Origin of the sequence: Streptomyces endocoffeicus (assembly GCF_016741935.1) — a bacterium.
Classification (GTDB): Bacteria; Actinomycetota; Actinomycetes; order Streptomycetales; family Streptomycetaceae; genus Streptomyces; species Streptomyces endocoffeicus.
The window spans coordinates 55,354-79,406 of record NZ_JAERRG010000030.1 but is presented as its reverse complement, the minus strand read 5'-3'; the positions used below and the strand labels follow the sequence as shown (position 1 = coordinate 79,406).

The following is a 24,053-nucleotide window of genomic DNA, read 5'->3' as shown; positions in this document are numbered from 1 at the left end:
TTCATGAACTAAGTACAAGTAAGGTGGTGACCATGGCGCGAGACACACTCACCGCAGACCGGATCATCCGTGCGGCCGTCGAACTACTCGATGACGAGGGACTGGACGGTCTCAACATGCGGAGCCTGGCGAAACGGCTCGGCTCGGCCGCCACGGCCGTCTACTGGCACATCAAGACCAAGGACGACCTCGTCCGACTCGCCAGCGACGCGATCTGGCACGAGGTCGAGCTGCCCGATCTCGACGCCACCGACTGGCGCATGGCCGCCACCGCCCATGCCTCAGGCATGCACGCGATGCTCACCCGGCACCCCTGGCTCGTCCAGGCATTCGGCAGCCACTTCCTGTACGGACCCGGCCAGGCCCGGCACAACGACCTCAGCCTCGCCATCTACGAAAAGGCGGGCTTCGCCGCCGCCGACGCGGACCGGGCGGCCGCCACCGTGCTCACCTTCGTACTCGGCAGCGCGCTCGGCCCCGCCGCACAGGTCTCGCTGAACCGCCGGCTGAGCAAGGACGGCGCGGATGCCGAGCGGCTGATGGCCGACGCCATGACACATGCCCAGGAGACCGCCATGCGGTTCCCGCGCCTGCGCGAGCGGCTCGGCACCACGGCCGCCACGGAGTACGCCGCGGCGCCCGACGACACCTTCACGTTCGGCCTTCAGTCCGTCCTGGACGGCTTCCAGTCCAGCCTGGACGGCTTCGAGGCGCGCCTCACCGCCGACCGCGCCAGTCGTCGCGAGTGAGGGCCACGGCCCACACGCCGTAGACGTACCGTGGTTGCCCCGGATCCTGGACGAGTCGAGCCCGTCCCTGCCGGGCAAGGATCAGGCGATGAACACCATCATTCGTATGCGCGCCGAGGCGTCCGGCAGGGGCCGCGTCCACCGGGCGGGCCGCGACCAGCACCCCACCGAGCGGTGAGCGGCCCGCCGCCCCCGTACGCGGAGGGCCGCGCCTCGGGACAGGGCCGGGTCTTTCAGTCGACCGGCGACCAGCACATCACCGAACACCATCACCACTACGCGCCGGGCCCCGGTGCCTCCCTGTTCGCTGAGACGGCCGCCCCGCCGACTCATCTGGGGGCGGGCCCGGACTCCGTACGGATACCGCTGGTCGGCCGGGTCCCGTCCGTCCTGCGCGACCGCGCGGACCTGATGCGGCGATTACGGACGGCCGTGGACGGCGACGACGGACAGATCCACGTACTGCACGGCATGGGCGGCTGCGGCAAAACGGCGGTGGCCCATGCCCTGTTCACCGAGGCCGTCCACGACCAGGCCCGAATCGGCTTGTGGGTCAACGCCTCGGAGCGACTGTCCCTGCGCGCGGGCATGCTGGCTGTCGCCGCCGACCGGGGCGCGGGCCCCGGCGAACTGGCCGCAGCGCACAGCGGGCAACGCGCCTCGGCGGACCTCGTATGGCACCACCTGGACCGCTCCCCGGAGCCGTGGCTCCTGGTGATCGACAACGCTGACGATCCGGCGATTCTGGCGGAAGGCGGCTGGTTGCGCGCCAGCCCTCGCGGCACGGTGCTGGTCACCACGCGATACGCGACCTCGCACGTCTGGCAAGGCGCGATCCTCCACTCCGTCGATGTGCTGCCGAGCGAGGACGCGGCCCAGGTCCTGTGTGACCTCGCGCCGCATGCGGGCACTGCGGCGGCGGCCGAACAGGTCGCCATCCGCCTCGGCTGCCTGCCGCTCGCGCTCACCCTCGCGGGTTCCTATCTGCACCACCAGCTACTGGAGTCCTGGTCCATGGACGAGTACCGAACCCGCCTCGAAGACGACCCGATCGGCCTGATCGACCAGGGAGCGGCACTCGACTCCGGCCGTTCCGAGTCCCGTCACCTGGTCAGCCGAACCTGGCAGCTGTCCCTGGACGCCCTCGCCGACCAAGGCCTCCCCGAAGCCACGATGCTGCTGCGGCTGCTGTCCTGCTGGAGCGCGGACCCCCTGCCGCTCGCCGTTCTGGCTCCGCCATCGCTGGGCGGAACGGGCCTGCTGGACAGCGCGCGCGTCGAACCGGCGCTGCGCGGGCTGATCGACCACTCGCTGGCCACGATCGTCTCCGCGCCTCCGGGTGCGGACGGTGAGCCGCCGGTGCGCTGCGTCCAGGTGCACGGGGTGCTCCTGGACAGCATCTCCTCGGGCATCCCCGCTGAGCAGCGCGTTGCGCTCACCGAGGCCGCTGCATCGTTGCTCGAGGCTGTTCTTCCGGCGGAGGCCGGGTCTGGGGACGGGGACGGGTATGTGGGGTTGCTGGTCCCGCACGCGGCGGGGCTGCTGCGGCGCGTGGACGGTGGCGCGGTGGATCAGGTGGTGGATCTGGCCGTACGTCTCTCGGAACGCATCCATGAGACGGGTGGCTACGCCGCTGCCCTGGCCTTGGTCCAGGAGGCCGCGGGGGCGGGAGAACGGATGCTGGGCACTGAGCATTCCCTGACGTTGAGCGCGCTCCAGCGCACGGGGCGCTCCCTGTTCCGGCTCGGTCGCATCGCGGAGTCGGAGGGCGTACACAGCCGGGTGCTACGAGTACGTGAGCGGGTCTTGGGCCCTGATCACCCCGACACGCTTGAGTCATGCCACGGACTCCAGCAGCCGCTCTTCCGAATGGGGCAACGGTCTGAAGCGCTGTCTTTGCTGCGTCGCGCGGCGGATGGGCTGCGGAGCGCTTTGGGGGTGGAGCATCCCAGAGCGCTGCGCAGCCGGGCGATGCTGATCGCGGAACTCGCCACATCTGGCGAGAACGAGGAGTTCGCGCGACTATCACCCGAGACCGTCAACCACTGTGAACGGCACCTTGGTGCCGATCACCCCACGACGCTATCCGCTCGGCACGCATACGCCTTCGGCGTCGCTCGCCTGAGCAACCCGGAGGAAGCCGAGCCGCTTACCCGTCAAGTTCTGGCAGATCGGGAACGCGTGCAAGGGCCCACCCACCCGATGACGCTCAGCGTTGTCGTTCTACTCAGTCAGGTAGTCGCGGCACACGGGCGTTGGGAAGAAGCGATTGAACTGACTCGTCGGGCCATCGCCGGACGTGAACAGGCCCTCGACGCCGAGAGTCCCTTTCTCGTGGAGAACTACAGCCAGGTGGCCGACTACCTCGATCGCGCAGGGCGGACGGCAGAAGCCGAGAGCGCGGCACGTACAGCCCTTCCACTATGTGAACGTATCCTCGGCCCCGATCACCCCGAAACGCTTCGTGCTCGTCGGGTTCTCGCGACGTGAGAGCCATCCGACGCTCTAACCTCTCCGCTCTGGCCGGGTTCGCTCGGCCTTCAGCAGGCGCTGGTAGTCCGTGAGCACGCGCAGCAGCGCGAAGCCGGTGCCGAGGGGGACGGTGCCGAGTTCCAGTTGCGGCTGGCGGGGGTCGCTGAGGTCGGCGCGTATGTCGGGGAGCCGTACGCCGTGGACGGCGAACTCGTCGCGGAGGATTGCGGCGACCCGCTCGGCGGGAGTGGGGTTCATACGGGGCTTTTCGTGTGCGTGGGCGGGACGTTGAACTCGAACCAGACCGCTTTGCCGGTGCCTTCGGCCGGTTCGTCGAGGGTCATGCCGCAGATGTCGGAGAGGGCCGTGACCAGGAAGAGGCCGCGTCCGTTGGTCTCATCGGTGGCGGCGCGGCGGGGTGAGGGGAGTTCGGGGCTGTCGTCGTGGACGGTCACTCGGACGCGGTCGTGCTGGACGGTGGCGGCCATCCGTACGTCGCCCTTGCCGTGCCGGTGGACGTTGGTCACTAACTCCGACGTGCAGATCGCTGCCGCGTCGGCGAGTTGAGTGAGTCCTGAGGCCGTGAAGATGCCGCGTACGAAGTCGCGGCACAGGCGGGGTGAGGTGGGGAGAGCGGGGGCGGAGAGGGTGTAGCGGTGCGGGTGTTCCGGGTGTGCGGGTGCTCCCATGCGACGCCTCCGTGGCGCTCGTAGCTCAATACCCTGTGTGAGCAAGGCAACACCCAAGGTATGGCAGAACTCAGCAATATTGCAACCGATCCGCGAAGATGATTGGACTGCCCCACCCGTGCGGGGCACACTGACACCGATTCCCCTGGAGGACCCGGCCGTGGCGCTGCGAACGCTCATCACCGAACGGCAACGCCGACTTGGCGCAGAGCTCAAGAAGTTACGGCTCAAGGCAGAGTTGTCGATCGCCGACGGCGGCAAGCGGATCGGCATGGGCGCCCCTCACCTGAGCCACATCGAGGCGGGGCGGACCGCGATCCCAGCGGATCGCCTGCGCGATCTCGTTGACGCTTACGGGGGCAAGAATGAACCGTACGTTGACGAGCTTGTCGGCATGGCCGAGAGCAGTGGCAAGGGTTGGTGGTCGGCGTATCGGAAGTCCTTCCCGCAGTCCACGCTCGACCTCGCCGAGCTGGAATCCCGGGCGACGACGGTCCAGACATACGAAACCCTCCTGATCCCCGGCCTGTTGCAGACCGAGTCGTACATGCGCGCCCTGTTCCGCAGCGGACTCCCTGACGCCTCACCCGAGGAGATCGAGCAACTCGTCCGCTTCCGAAGAGCGCGCCAGGCCATCCTGGGACCTGATCAGCCCGTCACCTTCCAAGCGGTCATTCACGAGGCTGCGCTCCGCATGGAGGTGGGCGGTCCGCACGTCATGAGGGAGCAGCTGGTACAGCTCATCCGGGTATCGATGAGCCCGCATGTGACCATCCAGGTCTTGCCCTTCAAAGTCGGCGCGCGCTTCTGGCACAGCACGCCGTTTCTCGTCTTGGGAGTCGGAGTTCCGGGCCTTGAGACCGTGGTCGCGGATCACCCGTCCGCGAACCTGCGGCTCGGCGATCCCGAGTCCATCGCGCGCTACGAATCCACATTCAGCGATCTGAGCCAGAGCGCACTGCCACCGGTAGTCGCAGATGCGACCCCCGAGCTCCACGAACAGCGTGACTCGTGGGGCCTCCTCCAACACATCCTTTACACCCTCTAGGGAAGGCAACATGTCCGACCTCACCTGGCGGAAGTCATCGTTCAGTGAAGCTGCTGCGGCCAACTGCGTGGAACTCGCCGCCGTCCCCGACGGCATCCGCATACGCGAGAGCGACGAGCCGGAGGCGGTGGTCCGTACGACGTCCGCCGCGCTCGGTGGCTTCATACGTGCCATAAAGACTGGCCGCCTCGATCGCACCCTCTGAGCGCGGGCCGGATGTCAGGCGCGGGCATCGTCTCGCGCGCTTCGCGCGATTGAGCAGCGGGGCAGGGGGCCGGGGCGCACGGCGCGTTGCCGGCCGCCGGGCCGGTGGGGGTCCGCGCCGTGACGGCAACCGCGCCCGGGGGCCGATGCCGATCCGGAGCGCGGCCCGGCGTGACGCCCCCTCCGGGTACCCCCTCCGAAAACGCTTGATCTGAAGCAACTATCTTGTCAAGGGTTTTCGGGAGGGGTACCCCCTGCGGCGTCGAGTGCGGCGGTGGATGCGGAGTCCGACGGTCCGGCGACGGGCCTCGCCCCCCGCACACGGATGCCGCCACCGGCGGTCGCTCCCACCGGCCCGGCGGTCGGCGGTCAACCCGCGCCCCCCGCCCCCTGCCCCGCTGCTCAATCGCGCGAAGCGCGCGAGACGGCGCCGCACCCGGCCCATGCACCGCACCCGGCCCATGCGCCGCACCCGACCCATGCGGCACCCCCGGCGGAGACGGCCCGGCGGGCCGGACGGCGCTCCGGCTACGCGGCGGCCAGGGGTACCGGCTACGCGGCGCGCAGGGGCCACGCCGCCGAGGGATCGCCGAGCCATACCCGGTGGTGGCCGTCGGCCGTGGCCGTCAGGCCGAAGTCGAACAGCTCCGGCCGCCCGGCGCCCTTCCACCAGGCGAGGGCCTCGGCGGTCTCGTCGGCCAGGTCTCGTGGGCCCCACTGGTGCACCGTGCCATCCGTCGCGTACGCCCACGAGTCCCGGCTGCACCACCAGTGCCCGCCGTCCTGGGGCCAGTGCGCCACGTCCGCGAGCCGCAGGCCCGCCGCGAACTCGGCGTGCGGGTCGGCGAGCGCCACGATGTCCAGATCGGCCTTGCCCTCGCGGCTTTCCTCCCACGCTTCTGTGGAGAAGACCGCATCGATACGGGGACGTGCGCGCTGGCCCCGCACCGCCATGAACGTCACCGCACCCGCGAACCGGCCCTCGGCACGGCCCTCGGCACGGCCCTCCGAGACCGTCAGCCGGGCGAGTCCGTGCGAGCAGAACGCGGTCCGGAAGGGGGCCAGGATCAGGCCGCCGGGCCGCACCTGCTCCACCCACGCCCCCGGGATCGACGTCACCGAGGCCGTCGCCACCAGCCGGTCGTACGGCGCGCCGCTGCGCCAGCCCTGCTCGCCGTCCGCCTCGAGTACCCTCACCCCGCCGTACCCGGTCCGGTGCAGCGCGGCCCGTGCACCGTCGGCCACGTCCGGGTCGACCTCCAGGGTGGTCACTCGCTCGGCGCCCGCCCGCTCGGCCAACAGGGCCGCGTTGTACCCGGTGCCCGCCCCGATCTCCAGCACCCGATGCCCCGGCCGCAGGTCCAGCTCGGCGAGCATGGTCACCACGGCGGCCGGTGCCGAGATGGAACTGGTGGGCACATCGCCGCCGACGGGGGCGGGGGCCCCGTCGTCCACCTGGGTGGCAATGGCCTGTGCGGGGTCGTACACCATGCGGGCCCACCGTTCCGGGTCGTCCGCTCGGCGGAGCGGCCGGTATACGCCCCCGTCCACCACCCATACGGAGCCGGGAACGAACTCGTGTCGCGGGACGGCCTCGAACGCGCGCCGTACCCACGGCTCGGTGATATCGAGCGTCTCGGCCGCCCGCGCGTGTAGCCCTGCCAGGTCGGTCACTCGCGGTGCGTCCCGCCGCCCGGCTTGGAGACATCCGGATGCTGTCCGTCCGAGTCCCGCGGGCTCGGCTGCTTCGGCTGCGGGTTCGGTGTGGGCGGCTTGCCGTGCGATCCCATATCGGGCCCCCTCGCATCGTCGGTCGGGCGACCAGTGTGGGTTTCGCCCGTCGAGGGGCAGTAGAGCGCGTACGCACCAGCCGGGGGCAGACGGTGTCGCCGTGCGCCCGCTCCCCGGCAAGGCTGGGCGGAGGCGGCCTCCGGTACTTGCCTCTGACGTTGACGTCAGGTTCTAGCTTGGCCGGGCCGCGCGATTCCGCGCGGTGACGACGTCCGGTCAGGGAGTATTCACGTGTCCATAAGCAGGAGTGCCGAGCGCGCGGCCCAGGTTCTGTCCCGTCCGTTCACCGTGGGTGGGCTCACCGTGCGCAATCGGATCGCCATGGCGCCGATGACCCGCATGTTCTCGCCGGGCGGCGTGCCGAATGCCGATGTCGTGGCGTACTACGCGCGTCGCGCCGCCGCCGGGGTGGGGCTGATCATTACCGAGGGGACCTATGTCGACCATCCCTCGGCCGGGCTGAGCGACAGCGTGCCGCGGTTCTACGGGGAGGACGCCCTGACCGGGTGGGCCGAGGTCGTGAAGCAGGTGCATCTCGCGGGTGGGCGGATCGCGCCGCAGATCTGGCATGTGGGGGTTTCGCGGGAGGAGGGGGCGCCCCCGTACCCCGAGGCGCCCGTGCTGAGCCCGTCCGGTGTCGGGCTGGACGGGCGGCCGGCCGGGCAGGCGATGACGCGGGGCGACGTGGACGCGGTGATCGCCGCCTTCGCCGACGCGGCAGCCGCGGCCGAGCGGATCGGCTTTGACGGGGTCGAACTGCACGGGGCGCATGGGTACTTGATCGACCAGTTCCTGTGGGGCGCCACCAACCGGCGCGGCGATGCCTATGGCGGCGACCCGGCCTCGCGGGTCCGCTTCGCGGCCGAGTTGGTGGCGGCCTGCCGCAAGGCCGTCTCCGCCGAGTTCCCGATCATCTTCCGTACGTCCCAGTGGAAGCAGGACCACTACGACGTGCGGATGGCCGAGACCCCGCAGGAGCTGGAGGCGCTGCTCACGCCGCTGGCGGAGGCGGGGGTGGATGTCTTCCACTCGTCCACCCGGCGCTACTGGGTGCCGGAGTTCGAGGGCTCGGACCTGAACCTCGCGGGCTGGGCGAAGAAGCTCACCGGGAAGCCGACGATCACGGTCGGCTCGGTCGGTCTGAACCAGGACTTCCTGCCGACCTTCGTGCCGGGGACCGGCAGCGGGCCGGCCCAGGTGGCGGACATCGAGAATCTGCTGGACCGGCTGGAGCGGGACGAGTTCGATCTCGTGGCCATCGGGCGGGCCCTGCTCGCCGACCCCGAGTGGGCCGAGAAGGTGCTGACCGGACGCGTGGACGCGCTCGTGCCGTACTCCGTGGAGCAGCTCGGCACGCTGCACTGAGCAGCCGTACGGGATGACCGGTTCAGCCCATGCGGATGGCCGGTTTCGTACCCCACTGAGAGGATTGACCCGGTTCGCTCCTCTGGGAACCACGGAGAACAAGGAGAGCCGGTCATGTCCAAACGACTGCATGTGGGCAACTTGAGCTATCAGACGACGACACGGGACCTGGCGACCCTGTTCGGGCAGTTCGGCGAGGTGCTGGACGCCACCGTGATCACCGACCGGGAGAGCGGCCGCTCGCGGGGGTTCGGGTTCGTGGAGATGGACGAGGTGGCCGCGGAGAAGGCGATGACCCAGCTCGACGGCTGCGAGATGGACGGCAGGGCGGTGACGGTCACCGAGGCGAGGGCGGTCTCACGCGGCACGCGCTGAGAAACGGCACATGTACGGAAGGCAAAATCGGAACGTGCCGTTCGCCACGTATCGCCGCTAGGACTTGCGGGTGGAGCAGTGTGCCGTGGTGGTATTGAGTGATGCGATCCCCCACACGCATATCTTCACCCCAGCCCTCATATCCTCACGGTGATTCACCTGCTGTTCATTACCGGAACCCTTACGAAGAACTCGCCGACCTGGCCGACCCGTACGATCCGGACGATCCCCTGGGCCTCGGCCTGACGTCGGACGATGACGACGACGCCGACCTCGGCGGCCGCAGAGACAAGCCGGCCGCCTCGGGCTCCGGCTCCGGGGACGACGGCGAGCAGTGGTCACCGCCCAACCACCGCCGCTCGTCCCGGCGTCGGCGCGGCCGCTTCCGGGCGGTGCCGCGCACCGCGAAGGCGCTGATCGGGCTGGTCGTACTGGCGCTGCTGCTGGTGCTGGGCGACCGCTGGGCGGTGATGTACGCCGAGCGCAAGGCCGAGCAGGAGCTGCAGAAGAAGCTGAATCTGGCCACGGCACCGAACGTGACCATCCACGGCTTCCCGTTCCTCACCCAGGTGCTGGGCAAGGACCTCCAGCAGGTCGACATCGCCGTGCCGGACGTGGCGGCCGACCGGGTCTCGCTCGCCGAGGTGCGCGCCCAGGTCCAGGACATCCGGATCGTGGGGGATCTGCCCAGCTCCTTCAGGGGCGCGACGGCGGGCCGGATGAAGGGCGATGTGCTGCTGTCCTTCGAGGACCTCAGCCGTGAACTGGGCGCCTCCCAGGTGCGGTTCCGGGCGCTGGGGCCCAGCTCGGTGCGCGCGGACGGGAAGCTGCCGGTCGCGGGCCAGCAGGTGTCGCTGCACGCCCGGGCACATATCCGGCGCCAGGGAGACCGTGGGATCTCCACCAGCGTCACCGATATGCGGCTGGACATCCCCGGGATCGCCACCTACCGGCCCGGCCCCGAGCCGCGCCCCGGGCTGTATCTGCACAAGAAGGCGGCCAAGCAGATCAGCGAGGACTCCGAGAAGGCGCAGGCGCTGCTGTCGATCCCGTCGGTGGCGGGGAAGCTCGGGGTGTCGCCGGCGGAGGCGGGGCAGGCGCTGAACGACGAGCGGAAGCTGGACGAGATCACGGGCTCGCCGCGGTTCGTCCCGGCGCTGCTCGCGGTCAACCTCGTCCAGGCGGCCAACGACCATCCCCAGCTGGCCAGGAAGCTCGGCATCGATCCGACGGTGGCGGCGGCGCTGGCGCGGATGAAGGTGCCGGAGCTGACGAACAAGCTGGAGCTCTCCTTCCAGCTGCCCGAAAAGGCCAAGGGCATCCGGCTGACGAACATCGGCGTGTCCCCGGAGGGGATTCGGGCCGATCTGACCGGTGCGGGGCTGGAGTTCGGGAAGACCCGCTGAATCTCGATCCACCGGCGTCATCGCGTCGTCGGCAGCCGTACCTCGACGCGGAGGCCGCCCGCGGGGCCCGGGGCGGCGGTCACCGTGCCGCCGTGGGCGGTAGCGATGGAGCGGACGATGGACAGGCCCAGGCCGTGGCCGTGAACGGCGGTGCGATCGCGGTCGAGGCGGCGGAAGGGTTCGAACAGGCCGTCCACGCGGGTGGGGTCGACGCGGGGGCCGGTGTTGGTCACGGTCAGTCGGCGGGCGTCGTCGATGCGCACGGTGACCGTGCCCCGCGGGTGGTTGTACTGGATGGCGTTGCGTACCAGGTTGGACGCCAGATGCTTGAGGAGCACCGGGTCTCCGTTCACGGACAGGGGCGTGGTGTGCACCGCCGTGCTGACGGTGTGTTCGGCGGCGAGGGAGCTGAGTTCGTCGGCGGCCTGCCGGGTGAGTTCGGCGAGGTCGGTGTCCTTGGTCTCGTCGAGTCCGCGGTCGCTGCGGGCGAGCAGCAGGAGTGCGGCGATGAGGTGTTCGGCCTCGCGGTTGGTGATGAGCAGGTCCTCGCGGACCGGGATCAGGTGGGCGGGCAGCGGGTCGGCGAGGCCGACTTCGATGCTGGTGCGCTGGGCGGCCAGGGGGGTGCGCAGTTCGTGGGAGGCGTTGGCGACGAACCGGCGCTGGCTGGTGAAGGACTTCTCGAGGCGGTCCAGCATGGTGTCGTAGGTGTCGCCCAGCTCCCGCAACTCGTCCTGCGGTCCTTCGAGTTGAAGGCGCTCATGGAGGTTCTCCTCGCTCATCCGGCGGGCCGCGAGGATCACTTCGCGTACGGGGCGCAGGGCCCGGCCGGCCAGCCACCAGCCCATGGCGCCGGACAGTACGGCCATGACGGCAAGGCCAACCGCCGACCACACCACCATCTGCCGTACGGCGGTCTTCTGGAGCCTGTTGGTGACTTCCACCCTGGCCAGCCGGGCGTCCTCGGCCTTTTGCCGAAGCCCCGGTGAGCCGGCGGGGTCCGGCGACGTCGGGCCAGCGGGGCCGGGACTCGTCGGGGCCGCGGGGCCCGACGAGGCCGAGGAGGTGGGGCGGGGATCGGTGGGCCCGCCGGCATAGTCCGTCGTGATGCTCGCGAACTGCTCCATGGTTCCCTGCCGGGCCAGCACCGTGACGAAGATCAGCAGTGCGGCTCCGGCGCAGAAGAACAGCGCGGTGAAAGCGGCGGCGAGCTTGGCGCGGAAGGTCAGACGGTCGCGCAGCACGGCCCGCGGGTGCCGTGGGTGCCGCGGATGCCGTGGGTGCCGCGGGTTCCCGAGGGACAGGGGATTCAGCACAGCCGGTAACCTTTGCCGTCGTCAATGGAGATCGCGTCGGAGCGGCCGAGTTTGCCACGCAGCCGGCTGACGGTGGCGCGTACGGCGGTGGTGCGCGAGTCCATGTTCTCGTCCCACCCATGGTCCAGCAGGGCACGGTGGGTCACGGCTTCGCCGCGCGCCTCCATCAGGAGCTGAAGGACGGCGAATTCCTTCGGGCTCAGCTCCACCGGCCGCCCGTCGACGCGGACTTCGCGACGGCCCCGGTCCAGCTCGATGCCGCCGTGCCGGAGGATCTTCAGCGGGGGTGTGGGTACGCGTCGGCTCAACGCTCTGATCCGTGCGAGGAGTTCGGCGAAGTCGAAGGGCTTGGCCAGGTAGTCGTCGGCGCCGAGATCGAGCCCGGACACCCGGTCCTCCACCGAACCGGCGGCGGTGAGCATGAGGATGCGGGGCGGGTCCTCGAGCGCGTGCAGGCGCCGGCACACCTCGTCGCCGCTCATGACGGGCAGATCCCGGTCCAGGACGATGATGTCGTAGTCGTTGAGCAGGCACATCCGCTCGGCCATGTCCCCGGAGCCGGCCAGGTCGACCGCGATGGCCTCGCGGCGCAGGCCGGTGGCGATCGTACGGGCCAGGATGGAGTGGTCTTCGGCGATCAGGACCCTCATGGGGGAGCTTCCTCGGGGTGGCTACACGGCAGTTACTGAAGGTAACAAACCGGGTGGATCGGACCCCGGCCCAGCCATGCAAGCAGGGGGGCGATTACAGAGGGATAAGCATGGCGGGGCGTGACGGCCTCCCGCGCTTACCTCCCTGCGCACGGCCTACTGGTTCGCTCACGGAGCAAGCACCGGCTCTTACCCGATCCGTGAGGTCCCCATGTCTGTCCTCTCTCTGCGCAAGCACTGTGCCCTGGCCTCGGCCGCCCTGGGCATGGTCCTCGTCCTGTCGGCCTGTGGCGGAGGCGGCGGTGATGACGATGTCGCCAGCGCCGGTGGCGACAAGAAGCCGTCCGCGAGCGCTTCCCACAAGGAGAAGAGCCCGGAGGAGATGCAGAAGGCCCGGCTGAAGTACGCGTCCTGCATGCGCGGACAGGGCATCGACATGCCCGACCCGGACGCCGACGGGACGAACGTCGTCATGCCCTCCGACCCGAAGAAGTTCCAGGCGGCGCTCGAGAAGTGCAAGCAGTTCATGCCGAACGCGGACGGCCAGGCCCCGCAGTACACCCCTGAGCAGAAGGCGAAGGACATCAAGCTGGCCAAGTGCCTGCGCGACAAGGGAGTCGAGGCCGAGGACCCGACCGACGAGGGGAGGATGAACATCCCGGACGGTGAATCGAAGAAGACGCAGGACGCCCTCAAGGCATGCGGCGCCATGTCCAGCGGTAAGACCGGCCAGTGACCGCCACCGTGGAGGGCGGCACCACGCCCCGGAGCGAAGAGAGCGGGGACGGCTCCCACGATGCCGCCCACGATGCCGCCCCGCGCCACCGGCCACGCGGTCGCCGGCGCCGCGGCCGCTGGATCATCGCGGCCGTCCTGGTCGCGGCGGCCGGCGGCGGCGTGTACTACGCGACCGCCGACGCCGGTACCGCCTCGGTGGCGGGCTCGGACAAGCCGACGCGGCACACGGACAAGGTCACCCGCCAGACGCTCATCAACAGCAAACAGGTCGACGGAACGCTCGGCTTCAAGGGCAGCACCTCGGTCATGGGCCGGCTGGCCGGGACCGTCACCGGCCTGCCGGGCATCGGCAGCACCGTCTCGCGCGGCGAGCAGCTCTACGGCGTGGACGGAAAACCCGTGGTCCTGCTGTACGGGAAGTCGCCCGCGTACCGGGAGATGAAGAGTGGCGACAAGGGCGAGGACGTACGTCAGCTGGAGGAGAACCTCCAGGCCCTCGGCTACCGCGGCTTCACCCCCGACAGCGAATTCACCGACCTCACCGCGCAGGCGGTCAAACGCTGGCAGAAGGCTCTCGGCCTTCCGCGGACCGGGAAGGTGGAGGACGGCCGGGTCGTGTTCGCCTCCGGGCCCTTGAGGATGGGCGAGCGCAAGGCCCCGGTCGGCTCGGACGTCCGGCCGGGCAGCCCCGTGCTGACCGGCACCTCGTCCAAGCGCCAGGTCCACGTCGACCTGGACATCGGTGACCGGTCGCTGGTGAAGAAGGACGGCACGACCACGGTCACCCTCCCCGACGGCAAAACGGTCAAGGGCACGATCACCGGTGTCGGTACGACGGTGAAGAAGACACCGGGCGCGAACGGCGCCGCGGACAAGTCCACCATCGGGGTCGACATCGAGCTGGACGGCGACGTCGCGGACATCACCGAGGCGCCGGTCACCGTCGGGATCCAGAGCGAGAAGAAGGAGAACGTCCTGACGGTGCCGATCACCGCACTGCTCGCGCTCCGTGAGGGCGGCTACGGCGTCGAGGTCATCGGCGCCGACGGTAAGGGCACGGTCAGCGCCGTGAAGCTCGGCATGTTCGCGAACGGCAGGGTCGAGGTCAGCGGCGGCGGCCTTACGGCCGGCACCACGGTGGGGGTCGCCGCATGACGCCGGCCCTGGCGGGGCCCGCGTCGACCGGACCCGCGCCGACAGAACCCGGGCCGACCGGACCCGCACCGACAGAACCGTCGCTGGTAGAACCTTCGCTGGTGGAGCTCGAAGACGTCGACCATGTGTATCCGGGCGGGGTACAGGTGCTCCATCAGGTGTCCTTCCGCGTCGACCGGGGCGAACTCCTCGCCGTCGTCGGCCCGTCGGGCTCCGGCAAATCCACCCTGCTCAACCTGATCGGCACGCTGGACGTGGCGACGTCCGGCACCGTACGCATCGACGGCCACGACATCGCCGGCCTGAGCGAGAACAGGCTGTCCGCGCTGCGGGCCCGGTCCATCGGCTTCGTCTTCCAGCAGTTCTTCCTGGCCGACGGGGTCAGCGCGTTGGACAACGTCGCCGACGGACTCCTCTACCTGGGCGTCCCCCGCAAGGAACGCCGCGCGCGGGCCGAAAAGGTTCTGCGCCGGGTCGGCCTCGGGCACCGCCTCTACCACCGCCCGAACGAGCTGTCGGGCGGCGAGAAACAGCGCGTCGCCATCGCCCGCGCGGTGGTCGGGGACCCGCCGCTGCTGCTGGCCGACGAGCCCACCGGAGCGCTCGACACCGCGTCCGGAGCGTCCGTGGTGGAACTTCTACGGGAACTCAACGCGGCCGGCACGACCGTCCTGATCATCACCCACGACCAGGAACTGGCCGCCGCACTGCCCCGCCGTATCCGCGTACGCGACGGCAGGATCACCGAAGGGGTACTGCGGTGAGCCGCCGCCCCGACCCGCGGCACCTCACCGCGGCCCGCCTCACCCCCCGCAGGCTCAGCCCGGCCGACACCCTGCGGGTGGGCGGCGTGGGACTGCGCACCCGCCCCACCCGAGTGCTGCTGTCGGCGCTGGGTATCGCGATCGGGATCGCCGCGATGGTCGCGGTGGTCGCCGTATCCGCTTCCAGCCAGGCCGCGTTCAACGCCCAACTCGCCTCGGTGGGTACCAACATGCTCACCGTGACGCCCGGAAAGGACTTCGTCGGCGAACCCGCGCCACTGCCCGAAAACGCCGCCGAGATGGTCAGACGCATCGCCCCGGTCGAGAACGCCGCGGCCACGGGCAGCGTCAAGGACGCCAAGGTCTACCGCAACGACCGCATTCCCAAGGCCGCCAGCAGAGGCATCGGTGTCCTCGGGACCGGACTCGGCCTGCCCAGGACCGTGGGGCTCCACATGGCCGCTGGAACGTGGCTCAACGGCGCCCAGAGCCGCTACCCGGCCGTCGTCCTCGGCACCACCGCGGCCGAGAACCTGGGCATCACCACCCCCGGTGCCCAAATCTGGCTCGGGGAGCAGTGGTTCACCGTCACCGGAATCCTCGAGAAGGCGCCGCTCGCCCCCGAACTGGACTCGGCGGCGCTCATCGGCTGGGACGCGGCCAAGACCCACCTGGGCTTCGACGGCCGCCCCACGATGGTCTACACCCGCACCGCCGACAGCAAGGTCGACCAGGTACGCGGAGTCCTCGCCGCCACCGTCAACCCCGAGGCGCCCAACGAGGTCACGGTCTCCCGGCCCTCCGACGCGCTGAGCGCCAAGCAGGCCGCCAACCAGGCCTTCACCAGCCTGCTCGTCGGCATCGGCGCCATCGCCCTGCTGGTCGGCGGTGTCGGCGTGGCCAACACCATGGTCATCGCGGTCCTCGAACGGCGTGGCGAGATCGGCCTGCGCCGTGCGCTCGGCGCCACCCGTGGCCAGATCCGCACCCAGTTCCTCACCGAGTCGGTCATGCTCTCCGCCCTCGGCGGCATCGGCGGCGCCGCCCTCGGTGCGGGAGCGTCGGCGGGATACGCACTCTCGCAGCACTGGCAGGTGGTCGTCCCGCCCTGGACACTGGGCGTCGGAGTCGGCGCCACCATGGCGATCGGCGCGCTCGCCGGCCTGTGGCCCGCCGTACGCGCGGCCCGGCTCGCGCCCAGGGCCGCACTCTCCGGACCGTAGACACCGAGTCCGCTCGTCTGGGCAAACGCACAGCTCAGTCCGATCTCGCTCACGGAAATCGCTCCTAACGTCTTCCGTGTCGAAGCCGAACGGCTCCGGCAAAGGAAAAGAAACAGCGAATTCCGAAAGGCACCATCATGAGCTTCCACAAGATCGTCCCGGTCAAGCCCGCCCGTAAGGCCGAGCCGAAGAAGAAGCACCACGCCCACAAGCCGGGCCCGAAGCCGGCTCCGAAGAAGCCCCACCGTCGCCCCATCGGTGGCTGACCCCGCACACCTCGAGAGGCGGGTCCGCGGCAGCGCGCCGCGGGCCCGCCTCGGCCTTGTCCGGAGCCGAGCGGGAGAGACCGACCGTGACCCCATACGAAGACCAGCCCACCATGCAGCTGCGCGCGCTCGGGTCCGACCCGGCGGCCACCGGCCCGGGACGGCATCGGCGCGCCGGGCGGCCGCGCCCTTACGGCCGTCATCAGCCGAAGGCCGCCCCGCGGCTCCCCGACGAGTACCCGTACTCCCCCGTCGCCGAGGGGGACGGCGAACTCCGGGGTGAAGGGGGTGAAGGGGGTGAGGGAGCCGAGGGGGCCGAGGGGGCGGAACGGGCCACTCCGCGGCTGGCCGCGCGACCGGCGTTCCGCCGGTTCTGGCCGCTCACCAGGGGCGACCGGCGCTGGCTGGTGCTCATCTGCGGCTGCGTCATGGCCGCGGCGCTCGCCGAGACCGCCGCGATCCTCCTCTTCTCCGATCTGACCGACAACGCCCTGCGACAGGGCTCGCTCAGCGCCTTCTGGGTCCCCGCCGCGCAGTGGCTCGCGGTCGCGGTGCTGGGCGCGGGCGTCGGCTATATGGGCAACTCGCTCGCCGTATGGACCGCCGAACGGTTCGTACTGCGGCTGCGGGCCCGGGTCTTCGCGCATGTGCAGGATCTGCCGCCGGACTTCTTCCAGCGGCACCGCCAGGGCGATCTGGTCGAGCGGCTCACCGGGGACGTGGAGTCCATCGAGCAGATGGTGGTCTCCGGGGTCGTGAGCACCGTCTCCGCCGTCTTCAGCACGGTCTTCTTCTCCGTGGCCGCCTTCCGGCTGCGCTGGGACCTGGCGCTGGTCACCTTCGTCCTGGCGCCGCTGTTCTGGCTGGCGGCGCGGCGCTTCTCGGGGCGGATCAGCTCGGTCGCGCGGGACGAGCGGGTCGCCGACGGCGCGATCACCTCCGTCGTCGAGGAGTCGCTCGGCAACGTCGTGCTGACGCAGGCGTACCACCGTAAGGAGGCCGAGGAGCGGCGGCTGGACCGGGAGGCGCGGGCGTGGATGCGGGCGTCGGTGGCCGGTGCCCGGATGAGCGAGCTGTACGAGCAGTTGGTCGAGGTCATCGAGACGCTGTGCGTGCTCGCCGTGATCGGGCTCGGCGCCTGGGAGATCTCCCAGGACCGGATGACCATCGGCCAACTGCTGGCCTTCGCCGCCTTCCTCGGCTACCTCTACCCGCCGATCCGCAACCTCGGACAACTCGGTCTCACCCTTACGGCCGCCACCGCGGGCGCCGAGCGGCTGGCGGAGATCCTCGACGCCGAGCCCGCCGTGAGCGATCCGCCACCGGGGGCCGCGGTGGCGCCGTGGCGGGTGCACGGCACGGTGGAGTTCGACGGTGTCGGCTTCCGCTACCCAGGGGGCGACCGGCGCACCCTGGCCGGGGTCTCGTTCACCGCCCGGCCGGGTGAGTTCGTGCTGATCACCGGGGCCAGCGGGGCGGGCAAGTCCACCGTCTCCAAGCTGCTGACCCGCTTCTACGACCCGGCGGAGGGGTTCGTACGGCTCGACGGCGTACCGCTGTACGCGATGCCGCTGGGCTTTCTGCGGACGCATGTGACGCTGCTTCCGCAGGAGACGCTCATCCTGCACGACACCATCCGCGAGAACATCGCCTGCGGCCGCCCCGGGGCCACCGAGCACGAGATCGTCCGGGCGGCGCGGGACGCCGCCGCGCACGACTTCATCGCGGCGCTGCCCGAGGGCTACGACACCCGGATCGACCCGCATACGGCCCGGCTGTCCGGCGGGCAGCTCCAGCGCATCGCCATCGCCCGCGCGATGCTGCGCGACGCGCCCGTCCTCGTCCTGGACGAGCCCACCACGGGGCTGGACGCCCTGGCCGCGCGGCGGGTCGTCCGGCCGCTGCGGCGGCTGATGTCCGGCCGCACCACGATCATGATCACCCACGATCTGAACCTGGCGCCGGACGCGGACCGCGTCCTGGTGCTGGACCACGGACGGGTCGTGGAGACCGGCACCCATCACGAACTGCTGGCGCTGGGCGGCGCGTACGCGCGGCTGCACGGCTCCGGGGACGGTTCGCCGACCGAGACGTGCCCGCAGCCGACGCTCCGGCTCGGGCCGCGGTGAGGGGGGCTGACTGGGCTCGGCCGGCCCCAGCCTGGTCGGGGAGTGTCGGCGCCCGGTGGATCGTGACGCCTGCGGCGGGCTTTCCCCTCCCCGCCCCTTCCCGAAACCGGGGCTCCGCCCCAGACCCCATACCGAGGCTCCGCCCCAGACGGAAACTGGGGCTCCGCCCCAGACCCCATGCCGGGGCTTCCCCCCAGACCCCGCACCGGGGCTCCGCCCCACACCCCGTACCGAGGCTTCCCCCCAAACCCCGCACCGGGGCTCCGCCCCAAACCCCATGCCGGGGCTCCGCCCCAAACCCCGTACCGGGGCCCCGCCCCAAACCCCATGCCGGGGCTTCCCCCCACACCCCGTACCGGGGCCCCGCCCCACACCCCGTACCGCGGCCCCGCCCCACACCCCGTACCGCGGCCCCGCCCCACACCCCGTACCGCGGCCCCGCCCCACACCCCGTACCGAGGCCCCGCCCCACACCCCGTACCGCGGCTTCCCCCCACACCCCGTACCGCGGCTTCCCCCCACACCCCGTACCGAGGCCCCGCCCCACACCCCGTACCGGGGCTCCGCCCCAGACCTCGGGGTCCAGGGGCGGAGCCCCTGGTAACGGGAAGGGGCGGGGAGGGGAAAGACCCGCCGGACCCCGCTGGACCAAGCCGGGCGGGACCGGGCTGAGCCGGAGCGGCGCCGGACCGGACCCGAGCCGAACCGGGCCCGAGCCGTATGGGGCCCGAGCCGGACCGAGGTCCGAGCCGGACCGAGGTCCGAGCCGGACCGGGGCGCGCTCAGCCTCAGCCCAGATCGATCTCCGGCGGAGCCGTAGGCGCGCCCGGGAGCCTGAGCCAGGCGACCGTGCCGCCGCCCGGGGCCGGTTCCAGCCCCACCTGGCCGCCCGACTGCTGGACCGTACGGGCCACGATCGACAGCCCTAGGCCCGAGCCGGGCATGCTGCGGGCGGACGGGGAGCGCCAGAAGCGCTCGAAGACATGCGGCAGTTCCTCGGCGGGGATACCGGGGCCATGGTCGCGCACCCGTACCTCTCCGCTTCTGAGGACGACGTCGATCACACCACCCGAAGGGCTGAACTTCACGGCGTTGTCGAGCAGATTGACCAGCGCCCGCTCCAGGGCGATCGCCTCGCCGCGGACGTACCAGGGCTCGATCGAGGCGTTAATCGTGAGATGGGCACCGCGCAGCCGGGCCCGTTCCAGGGCCGTCCGCACCACCTCGTGCAGGGCGACCACCTGCGGGGGGCCGCTGCCGGGCAAGGCGTCGGGGCGGGACAGCTCCTGAAGATCGCCGATCAGCGCCGCCAGCTCGGTCATCTGCGCCTTGACGCTCGCCATGAGCGCCTTACGGTCGGCGGGCGGCAGCGGGCGGCCGGTCTCCTCGCTGCGCGCGAGCAGCTCGATATTGGTCCGCAGCGAGGTCAGCGGGGTGCGCAGCTCATGCCCTGCGTCCGCGATCAGCTGCTGCTGGCGGTCGCGGGAGGAGGCGAGGGCCGCCGTCATGGAGTTGAACGACCGCGACAGCCGGGCGATCTCGTCATCGCCCTCCGTCGGGATACGGACGGCCAGGTCCTCGGTGCGGGCCACATGCTCGACCGCCTCGGTCAGCCGGTCCACGGGTTTGAGCCCGGTCCTGGCGATCCACAGGCCCGCCGCTCCCGCGCCCACGACACCGACCCCGGCGACGAGGGCGAGGACCAGCGCGAGCGTGCCCAGCGGATGCGCGACCTCGCTCAGCGGACGCGCCATGGAGACGGCGATCCCGCGCGGCAGCGGGCTGCCGGGGCCGGAGGCCGGCCGGTAGGTGAACACCCGCATGTCCTCGCCGCCCGCGCCCGTCGCGTCATGCAGCGCGCTCGGCCGCTCCCCGACGGCCACGGCCACATCGGCGGTGGTCACCGGCAGCTTGGTCGCCCCGGGCTGGGTGCAGCGGCTCCCATCGGCCAGCACGAGCTGGACGGAGTACGAGCCGAGGGCGTGCGGGGTGCGGTCGTCGGCGCCTTCGGGGCTCTGGCACGCCTCCAGGATGCTCAGCACATTGCGCTCGTCCACCGTGACGTTGCGCAGGGACGAGTCGAGTTGGGCGCTGAGCTGCTCCCGGACGATCAGCCAGGACGCGAACGCGGACACCGCCACCGCGACCGCGACCGCCACGGCGGTCAGCAGGGCCAGCCGCGAGCGCAGCGGCAGTCTGCGGAACCTCACGAGGACTCGCCCTCCGCGGGCCGCAGGACGTACCCCACCCCGCGCACGGTGTGCACGAGCCGCGGCTCGCCGCCCGCCTCGGTCTTACGGCGCAGATACATCACGTACACGTCCAGCGAGTTGGACGACGGCTCGAAGTCGAAGCCCCACACCGCCTTGAGGATCTGCTCACGGGAGAGCACCTGGCGCGGATGCGCCAGGAACATCTCCAGCAGGGTGAACTCGGTCCGGGTCAGCTCGACGCGGCGCGCGCCCCGGGCGACCTCGCGGGTCGTCAGGTCCATCCGCAGATCGCCGAAGGCCAGCACGTCTCCGTCGGGCAGCGCCGCGCCCTGCTGGGCGGCGTAGGAGCTGCGGCGGAGCAGGGCGCGGATGCGGGCCAGCAGTTCATCCAGTTCGAAGGGTTTGACGAGGTAGTCGTCGGCGCCCGCGTCGAGTCCGGTGACCCGGTCGCCGACGGTGTCCCGCGCGGTGAGCATCAGGATCGGCAGCGTCACCCCGGTGGCGCGCAGCCGCCGTGCGGCGGTCAGCCCGTCCATCCGGGGCATCAGCACATCGAGCACGATCAGCTCGGGGTCGTAGGAGCCGACCTTGCCCAGCGCGTCCAGTCCGTCCACGGCGGTCTCGGTCGCGTAGCCCTCGAAGACGAGGCTGCGCTGGAGGGCTTCGCGGACGGCCGGCTCGTCGTCGACGATCAGGATGCGGGCCGGCTGATCGCCGTGGTCGGCGGGGCTCATGGGTCGGTTTCCTCAAAGCGGGTGACGGTGGGGCGGGGAGGTGGCCGCGGCGGGCTGTGCGGCGCTGCTGCCAGCCTCGCACGTCCATCAGGTGTTGCTGTCGCTTCCGCCCGCGCGCAGGGCGGCGAGATCGGACTTGACGGTGTTGATCGGGATCGAGAAGCCGAGGCCGACGCTGCCCGCGTCGCCGGAGCTCTGGCCCGAGGCCGAGGAGTACATCGCGGAGTTGATGCCGATGATCTGGCCGCTCATATTGATCAGCGCGCCACCGGAGTTGCCGGGGTTGAGCGAGGCGTCGGTCTGGATGGCCTTGTAGGTGGTGGTCGACGAGCCGACGTCGCCGTTGTACCGGCCGCCGCCGAACTCGAACGGCCACTGCCCGCCGCCGCCCGGCCCCTGACCGCCCTGGCCCTGACCCTGGCCCTGACCCTGGCCCTGCTCCGTGGAGACGGTGACATCGCGGTCGAGCGCGGAGACGATACCGCTGGTGACGGTGCCGGTAAGGCCTTCGGGCGAGCCGATGGCCACGACCTGGTCGCCCACCGAGACCTTGCTGGAGTCACCGAGGGACGCGGGCTTCAGCCCGCTCGCCCCCTCCACCTTGATCAGCGCGAGGTCCTTCTTGCTGTCGGTGCCGACGACCGTCGCGGTCTTCTTGCTGCCGTCGCTGAAGGTCACCTTGATCGCGTCGGCGCCGGAGACCACGTGGTTGTTGGTGATGATCTCGCCGCCGCTGGTGATGACCACGCCGGAGCCGGTGGACTGGCCGCTGGTGCCGCCGGCGCTGACCTCCACGATGCTGGGGCTGACGGCCGCCGCGACGGCCGAAACCCCGCTTTGGCTGGTGGACTTGGCGTTGACCACGGGGGTGGAGATCGTGGTGTCGGACTTCTGGGTGGCGTTGGTGACCAGCGCGGCCGCCCCGCCGCCCACGAGCGCCGAGACCGCCGCCACGGCCGCGATCAGCGCGACCGGCCGCGAGGCCCGCACCCTGCGCCGTCCCCCGCCCCCCTGCGCCCCCTCACTCGCGAACGCGCCGCCGTCCTCCCCCGCACCGCCGCCACCGCCGCCACCCGGCCATACGGTGACCCCGGACGGCGTGGTGACCGGGGACGGCGTGGTGACCGGCTGCTGAGGCTGATACGCGGGCGGATCGGGATACCCCGCACCGCCACCGTAAGCGTAGGGATAGGGCTCGTCTGCGCCGCTGCGGCGTGTGCTGTCCGTCATGTCTATGACTGTGCGGCCGGAGTATGAGAGTCCCCTGAGTGCCCGCTGAGAACCCCACCAGAAGTCGGTATGCCCGACATAAGGGTGTCGCCGCGGATCAGCCGCGCACCGCGGCCAGGCACTCGTCGTACAGGTCCATGATGTCGCCCTTACCGTCGTTGTCGACCCACGCCATCGATGCGGCGTCCAGGCACGCGAACGCCGTCGCGAGCACCGCGCGGGCCCTCGGATCCGCACCGCCGACGGCGACGTCCATGCGCGCCTCGATGAGCGGCAGCAGCCCCTCCTGGAACCGCAGCCGCTTTTCGAGCCAACCGGCGCGCAGCGAGGCGGTGTTGTGCAGGAGACGGAACCGCTCCAGGGCCTGTTCGCGGCTCTCGTGCAGGGCCAGTACGGCGGCGACCCCCGCACGCAGGGCCTCCCAGACACCGGCTTCGGCGGGCTGTTCGCCGATCGTGTCCGTCAGGACTCGCCCGAACCGGCCCTGGTCGCCGCCGAGAAGGTCCTCCTTGGTGCCGAAGTAGCGGAAGAGGGTGCGCTGGGAGACACCGGCCTCCCGGGCGATCTGGGCGATGGTCGTCTCGTCGTAGCCCTGCTCGGTGAACAGGCGCAGAGCCGTCTCGAGGATCTCCTGGGAGGCCAGCTGCCGCGTCCGGTCCCACAGCGTGGTCGGCGCGCCCGTCGCCGTCTTGGCTTCCTGCTTCATGCCACCAGGTTATCCCAGCACTGCCAGCCAGGCACTCGCATCCCACTTGGCAGTCACTGCCAGGCCGTCGTACGCTGCCAATGCATATCTCCCAGGGACACGCAAAGGAACGCCTCATGTCCGCACCCGCAGCTTTGATCACCGGTGGAACCAGCGGCATCGGTAAGGCGACCGCCGAACTGCTCCACTCCCGCGGCTACCGCGTCATGGTCACCGGCGTCGGCAATGCCGCCAACGCCGGACTTCCCGAAGACGTCATGGTCGTCCGGGCCGACGCACGGTCCCTGCCGGACCTCGACCACACGATGGACCTGGCACGCCGCCGATTCGGCTCCCTCGACCTGCTCTTCCTCAACGCGGGCATCTCCCGTCCCGGCCCGATCGAGTCGATCGACGAAGACGCCTTCGACGCCCTGTTCGATATCAACGTCAAGGGCGGCTTCTTCACCCTGCAAAAGGCACTCCCGCTCCTCAACGAGGGCGCCTCGGTCGTGTTCACCGTGGGCGCCGGGGAGGGGATCGGAGCCGCCATGACCGCCGCCAAGGGCGCTCTGCTGCCCCTCGTGCGGTCCCTCGCGCTCGAACTCGCCCCCCGCCGCATCCGCGTCAACGCCGTCAGCCCGGGAATGATCAACACCCCCGCCTACAGCAAGATGGGCATATCCCAGGAAATGATCGACTCCTGGGCCGGGGACATCCCGCTCGGCCGCGTCGGCGCTCCCGCCGACATCGCCGAAGCCGTGGCCTTCCTCGCCTCGGACGCCGCCGGCTACATCACCGGCGACAACCTCACCGTCTCCGGAGGCATCGGCGTTCACTCCCGCCCCTGA

General features: G+C 70.9%; 23 protein-coding genes. 14 read left to right on the top strand and 9 right to left on the bottom strand.

Annotation, left to right across the window (positions count from 1 at the left end):
• The first annotated feature begins 32 nt into the window (after positions 1-32).
• Positions 33-749, top strand: coding sequence for a TetR/AcrR family transcriptional regulator (locus JK364_RS44345; RefSeq protein WP_201857118.1), 717 nt, complete (start codon positions 33-35; stop codon positions 747-749).
• Between the two features lie 174 nt (positions 750-923).
• Positions 924-3,239: a tetratricopeptide repeat protein gene (locus JK364_RS44340; protein WP_201857117.1), complete on the top strand. Its 2,316-nt coding sequence runs from the start codon at positions 924-926 to the stop codon at positions 3,237-3,239.
• A gap of 15 nt (positions 3,240-3,254) precedes the next feature.
• Here the strand turns inward: JK364_RS44340 and JK364_RS44335 are convergent, their stop codons facing one another.
• Both JK364_RS44335 and JK364_RS44330 read right to left on the bottom strand, forming a co-directional pair.
• The gene (locus JK364_RS44335; RefSeq protein WP_201857116.1) at positions 3,255-3,479 is read right to left on the bottom strand and encodes a hypothetical protein; all 225 of its coding nucleotides are present in this window, start codon (positions 3,477-3,479) and stop codon (positions 3,255-3,257) included.
• Positions 3,476-3,910 (bottom strand): ATP-binding protein, encoded by a 435-nt coding sequence (locus JK364_RS44330; protein ID WP_201857115.1) that lies wholly within the window; start codon positions 3,908-3,910, stop codon positions 3,476-3,478. Before JK364_RS44330 ends, JK364_RS44335 begins: the two co-directional genes overlap by 4 nt.
• Positions 3,911-4,070: 160 nt before the next feature.
• Here JK364_RS44330 and JK364_RS44325 point away from each other — a divergent pair, with 160 nt between their 5' ends.
• Positions 4,071-4,958: a helix-turn-helix domain-containing protein gene (locus JK364_RS44325; protein WP_201857114.1), complete on the top strand. Its 888-nt coding sequence runs from the start codon at positions 4,071-4,073 to the stop codon at positions 4,956-4,958.
• A 10-nt stretch (positions 4,959-4,968) separates the two neighbouring features.
• Complete coding sequence (locus JK364_RS44320) at positions 4,969-5,163, top strand: DUF397 domain-containing protein (RefSeq protein ID WP_201857113.1); 195 nt, start codon at positions 4,969-4,971, stop codon at positions 5,161-5,163.
• A gap of 551 nt (positions 5,164-5,714) precedes the next feature.
• Here the strand turns inward: JK364_RS44320 and JK364_RS44315 are convergent.
• A complete protein-coding gene (locus JK364_RS44315) occupies positions 5,715-6,836 on the bottom strand; it encodes a methyltransferase domain-containing protein (protein ID WP_307841578.1) in 1,122 nt (373 codons plus the stop codon).
• 348 nt (positions 6,837-7,184) lie between these two features.
• On the opposite strand from JK364_RS44315, the gene JK364_RS44310 reads away from it, so the two are divergent.
• The 3 genes from JK364_RS44310 to JK364_RS44300 all read left to right on the top strand — a co-directional run bounded on the left by JK364_RS44310 (position 7,185) and on the right by JK364_RS44300 (position 10,099).
• On the top strand, positions 7,185-8,318 hold the full coding sequence (locus JK364_RS44310) for an NADH:flavin oxidoreductase (protein ID WP_201857112.1): 1,134 nt from the start codon (positions 7,185-7,187) through the stop codon (positions 8,316-8,318).
• 114 nt (positions 8,319-8,432) lie between these two features.
• Positions 8,433-8,693 carry an RNA recognition motif domain-containing protein gene (locus JK364_RS44305; protein ID WP_201857111.1) on the top strand — a complete coding sequence of 87 codons (261 nt, stop codon included), beginning with the start codon at positions 8,433-8,435 and terminating at the stop codon, positions 8,691-8,693.
• A 101-nt stretch (positions 8,694-8,794) separates the two neighbouring features.
• Positions 8,795-10,099, top strand: a complete 1,305-nt coding sequence (locus JK364_RS44300) for an LmeA family phospholipid-binding protein (protein ID WP_201857110.1) — start codon at positions 8,795-8,797, stop codon at positions 10,097-10,099.
• A gap of 17 nt (positions 10,100-10,116) precedes the next feature.
• On the opposite strand, the gene JK364_RS44295 is transcribed toward JK364_RS44300, so the two are convergent.
• Both JK364_RS44295 and JK364_RS44290 read right to left on the bottom strand, forming a co-directional pair.
• A complete protein-coding gene (locus tag JK364_RS44295) occupies positions 10,117-11,343 on the bottom strand; it encodes a sensor histidine kinase (protein WP_307841577.1) in 1,227 nt (408 codons plus the stop codon).
• Positions 11,344-11,408: 65 nt separating this feature from the next.
• Positions 11,409-12,065 (bottom strand): response regulator transcription factor, encoded by a 657-nt coding sequence (locus JK364_RS44290; protein ID WP_201857109.1) that lies wholly within the window; start codon positions 12,063-12,065, stop codon positions 11,409-11,411.
• A 211-nt stretch (positions 12,066-12,276) separates the two neighbouring features.
• Between JK364_RS44290 and JK364_RS44285 the strand changes: the two genes are divergently transcribed.
• The 6 genes from JK364_RS44285 to JK364_RS44265 all read left to right on the top strand — a co-directional run bounded on the left by JK364_RS44285 (position 12,277) and on the right by JK364_RS44265 (position 18,340).
• Complete coding sequence (locus JK364_RS44285) at positions 12,277-12,801, top strand: hypothetical protein (RefSeq protein WP_201857108.1); 525 nt, start codon at positions 12,277-12,279, stop codon at positions 12,799-12,801.
• Positions 12,798-13,958 carry an efflux RND transporter periplasmic adaptor subunit gene (locus JK364_RS57765; RefSeq protein ID WP_201857107.1) on the top strand — a complete coding sequence of 387 codons (1,161 nt, stop codon included), beginning with the start codon at positions 12,798-12,800 and terminating at the stop codon, positions 13,956-13,958. Before JK364_RS44285 ends, JK364_RS57765 begins: the two co-directional genes overlap by 4 nt.
• Positions 13,955-14,722, top strand: a complete 768-nt coding sequence (locus JK364_RS44275; protein ID WP_230993432.1) for an ABC transporter ATP-binding protein — start codon at positions 13,955-13,957, stop codon at positions 14,720-14,722. The genes JK364_RS57765 and JK364_RS44275 overlap by 4 nt, the downstream gene beginning before the upstream one ends.
• Positions 14,719-15,945: an ABC transporter permease gene (locus JK364_RS44270; protein ID WP_201857106.1), complete on the top strand. Its 1,227-nt coding sequence runs from the start codon at positions 14,719-14,721 to the stop codon at positions 15,943-15,945. The genes JK364_RS44275 and JK364_RS44270 overlap by 4 nt, the downstream gene beginning before the upstream one ends.
• A 137-nt stretch (positions 15,946-16,082) precedes the next feature.
• Positions 16,083-16,211, top strand: coding sequence for a hypothetical protein (locus JK364_RS57275; RefSeq protein ID WP_269146388.1), 129 nt, complete (start codon positions 16,083-16,085; stop codon positions 16,209-16,211).
• A gap of 113 nt (positions 16,212-16,324) precedes the next feature.
• Positions 16,325-18,340: an ABC transporter ATP-binding protein gene (locus JK364_RS44265; protein WP_201857147.1), complete on the top strand. Its 2,016-nt coding sequence runs from the start codon at positions 16,325-16,327 to the stop codon at positions 18,338-18,340.
• A gap of 788 nt (positions 18,341-19,128) precedes the next feature.
• Here JK364_RS44265 and JK364_RS44260 read toward each other — a convergent pair.
• The 4 genes from JK364_RS44260 to JK364_RS44245 form a co-directional block, all read right to left on the bottom strand.
• Entirely contained in the window at positions 19,129-20,550 is a 1,422-nt protein-coding gene (locus tag JK364_RS44260; protein WP_201857105.1) for a sensor histidine kinase, read from the bottom strand.
• A complete protein-coding gene (locus JK364_RS44255; protein WP_201857104.1) occupies positions 20,547-21,287 on the bottom strand; it encodes a response regulator transcription factor in 741 nt (246 codons plus the stop codon). Before JK364_RS44255 ends, JK364_RS44260 begins: the two co-directional genes overlap by 4 nt.
• 87 nt (positions 21,288-21,374) lie before the next feature.
• Positions 21,375-22,517: a S1C family serine protease gene (locus JK364_RS44250; protein ID WP_201857103.1), complete on the bottom strand. Its 1,143-nt coding sequence runs from the start codon at positions 22,515-22,517 to the stop codon at positions 21,375-21,377.
• Positions 22,518-22,614: 97 nt separating this feature from the next.
• The gene (locus tag JK364_RS44245) at positions 22,615-23,223 is read right to left on the bottom strand and encodes a TetR/AcrR family transcriptional regulator (RefSeq protein ID WP_201857102.1); all 609 of its coding nucleotides are present in this window, start codon (positions 23,221-23,223) and stop codon (positions 22,615-22,617) included.
• 116 nt (positions 23,224-23,339) lie between these two features.
• Here JK364_RS44245 and JK364_RS44240 point away from each other — a divergent pair, with 116 nt between their 5' ends.
• Positions 23,340-24,053 carry an SDR family oxidoreductase gene (locus JK364_RS44240; RefSeq protein ID WP_201857101.1) on the top strand — a complete coding sequence of 238 codons (714 nt, stop codon included), beginning with the start codon at positions 23,340-23,342 and terminating at the stop codon, positions 24,051-24,053.

Excerpts from the sequence above, each read along its gene's own strand:
- JK364_RS44300 (WP_201857110.1), top strand. The coding sequence starts at position 8,795 with ATGCGATCCCCCACACGCATATCTTCACCCCAGCCCTCATATCCTCAC.
- JK364_RS57275 (WP_269146388.1), top strand. The coding sequence starts at position 16,083 with ATGAGCTTCCACAAGATCGTCCCGGTCAAGCCCGCCCGTAAGGCCGAG.
- JK364_RS44290 (WP_201857109.1), bottom strand. The coding sequence starts at position 12,065 with ATGAGGGTCCTGATCGCCGAAGACCACTCCATCCTGGCCCGTACGATC.
- JK364_RS44245 (WP_201857102.1), bottom strand. The coding sequence starts at position 23,223 with ATGAAGCAGGAAGCCAAGACGGCGACGGGCGCGCCGACCACGCTGTGG.
- JK364_RS44320 (WP_201857113.1), top strand. The coding sequence starts at position 4,969 with ATGTCCGACCTCACCTGGCGGAAGTCATCGTTCAGTGAAGCTGCTGCG.
- JK364_RS44240 (WP_201857101.1), top strand. The coding sequence starts at position 23,340 with ATGTCCGCACCCGCAGCTTTGATCACCGGTGGAACCAGCGGCATCGGT.
- JK364_RS44335 (WP_201857116.1), bottom strand. The coding sequence starts at position 3,479 with ATGAACCCCACTCCCGCCGAGCGGGTCGCCGCAATCCTCCGCGACGAG.
- JK364_RS44250 (WP_201857103.1), bottom strand. The coding sequence starts at position 22,517 with ATGACGGACAGCACACGCCGCAGCGGCGCAGACGAGCCCTATCCCTAC.
- JK364_RS44285 (WP_201857108.1), top strand. The coding sequence starts at position 12,277 with ATGTCTGTCCTCTCTCTGCGCAAGCACTGTGCCCTGGCCTCGGCCGCC.
- JK364_RS44330 (WP_201857115.1), bottom strand. The coding sequence starts at position 3,910 with ATGGGAGCACCCGCACACCCGGAACACCCGCACCGCTACACCCTCTCC.
- JK364_RS44275 (WP_230993432.1), top strand. The coding sequence starts at position 13,955 with ATGACGCCGGCCCTGGCGGGGCCCGCGTCGACCGGACCCGCGCCGACA.
- JK364_RS44265 (WP_201857147.1), top strand. The coding sequence starts at position 16,325 with ATGCAGCTGCGCGCGCTCGGGTCCGACCCGGCGGCCACCGGCCCGGGA.
- JK364_RS44345 (WP_201857118.1), top strand. The coding sequence starts at position 33 with ATGGCGCGAGACACACTCACCGCAGACCGGATCATCCGTGCGGCCGTC.
- JK364_RS44305 (WP_201857111.1), top strand. The coding sequence starts at position 8,433 with ATGTCCAAACGACTGCATGTGGGCAACTTGAGCTATCAGACGACGACA.
- JK364_RS44255 (WP_201857104.1), bottom strand. The coding sequence starts at position 21,287 with ATGAGCCCCGCCGACCACGGCGATCAGCCGGCCCGCATCCTGATCGTC.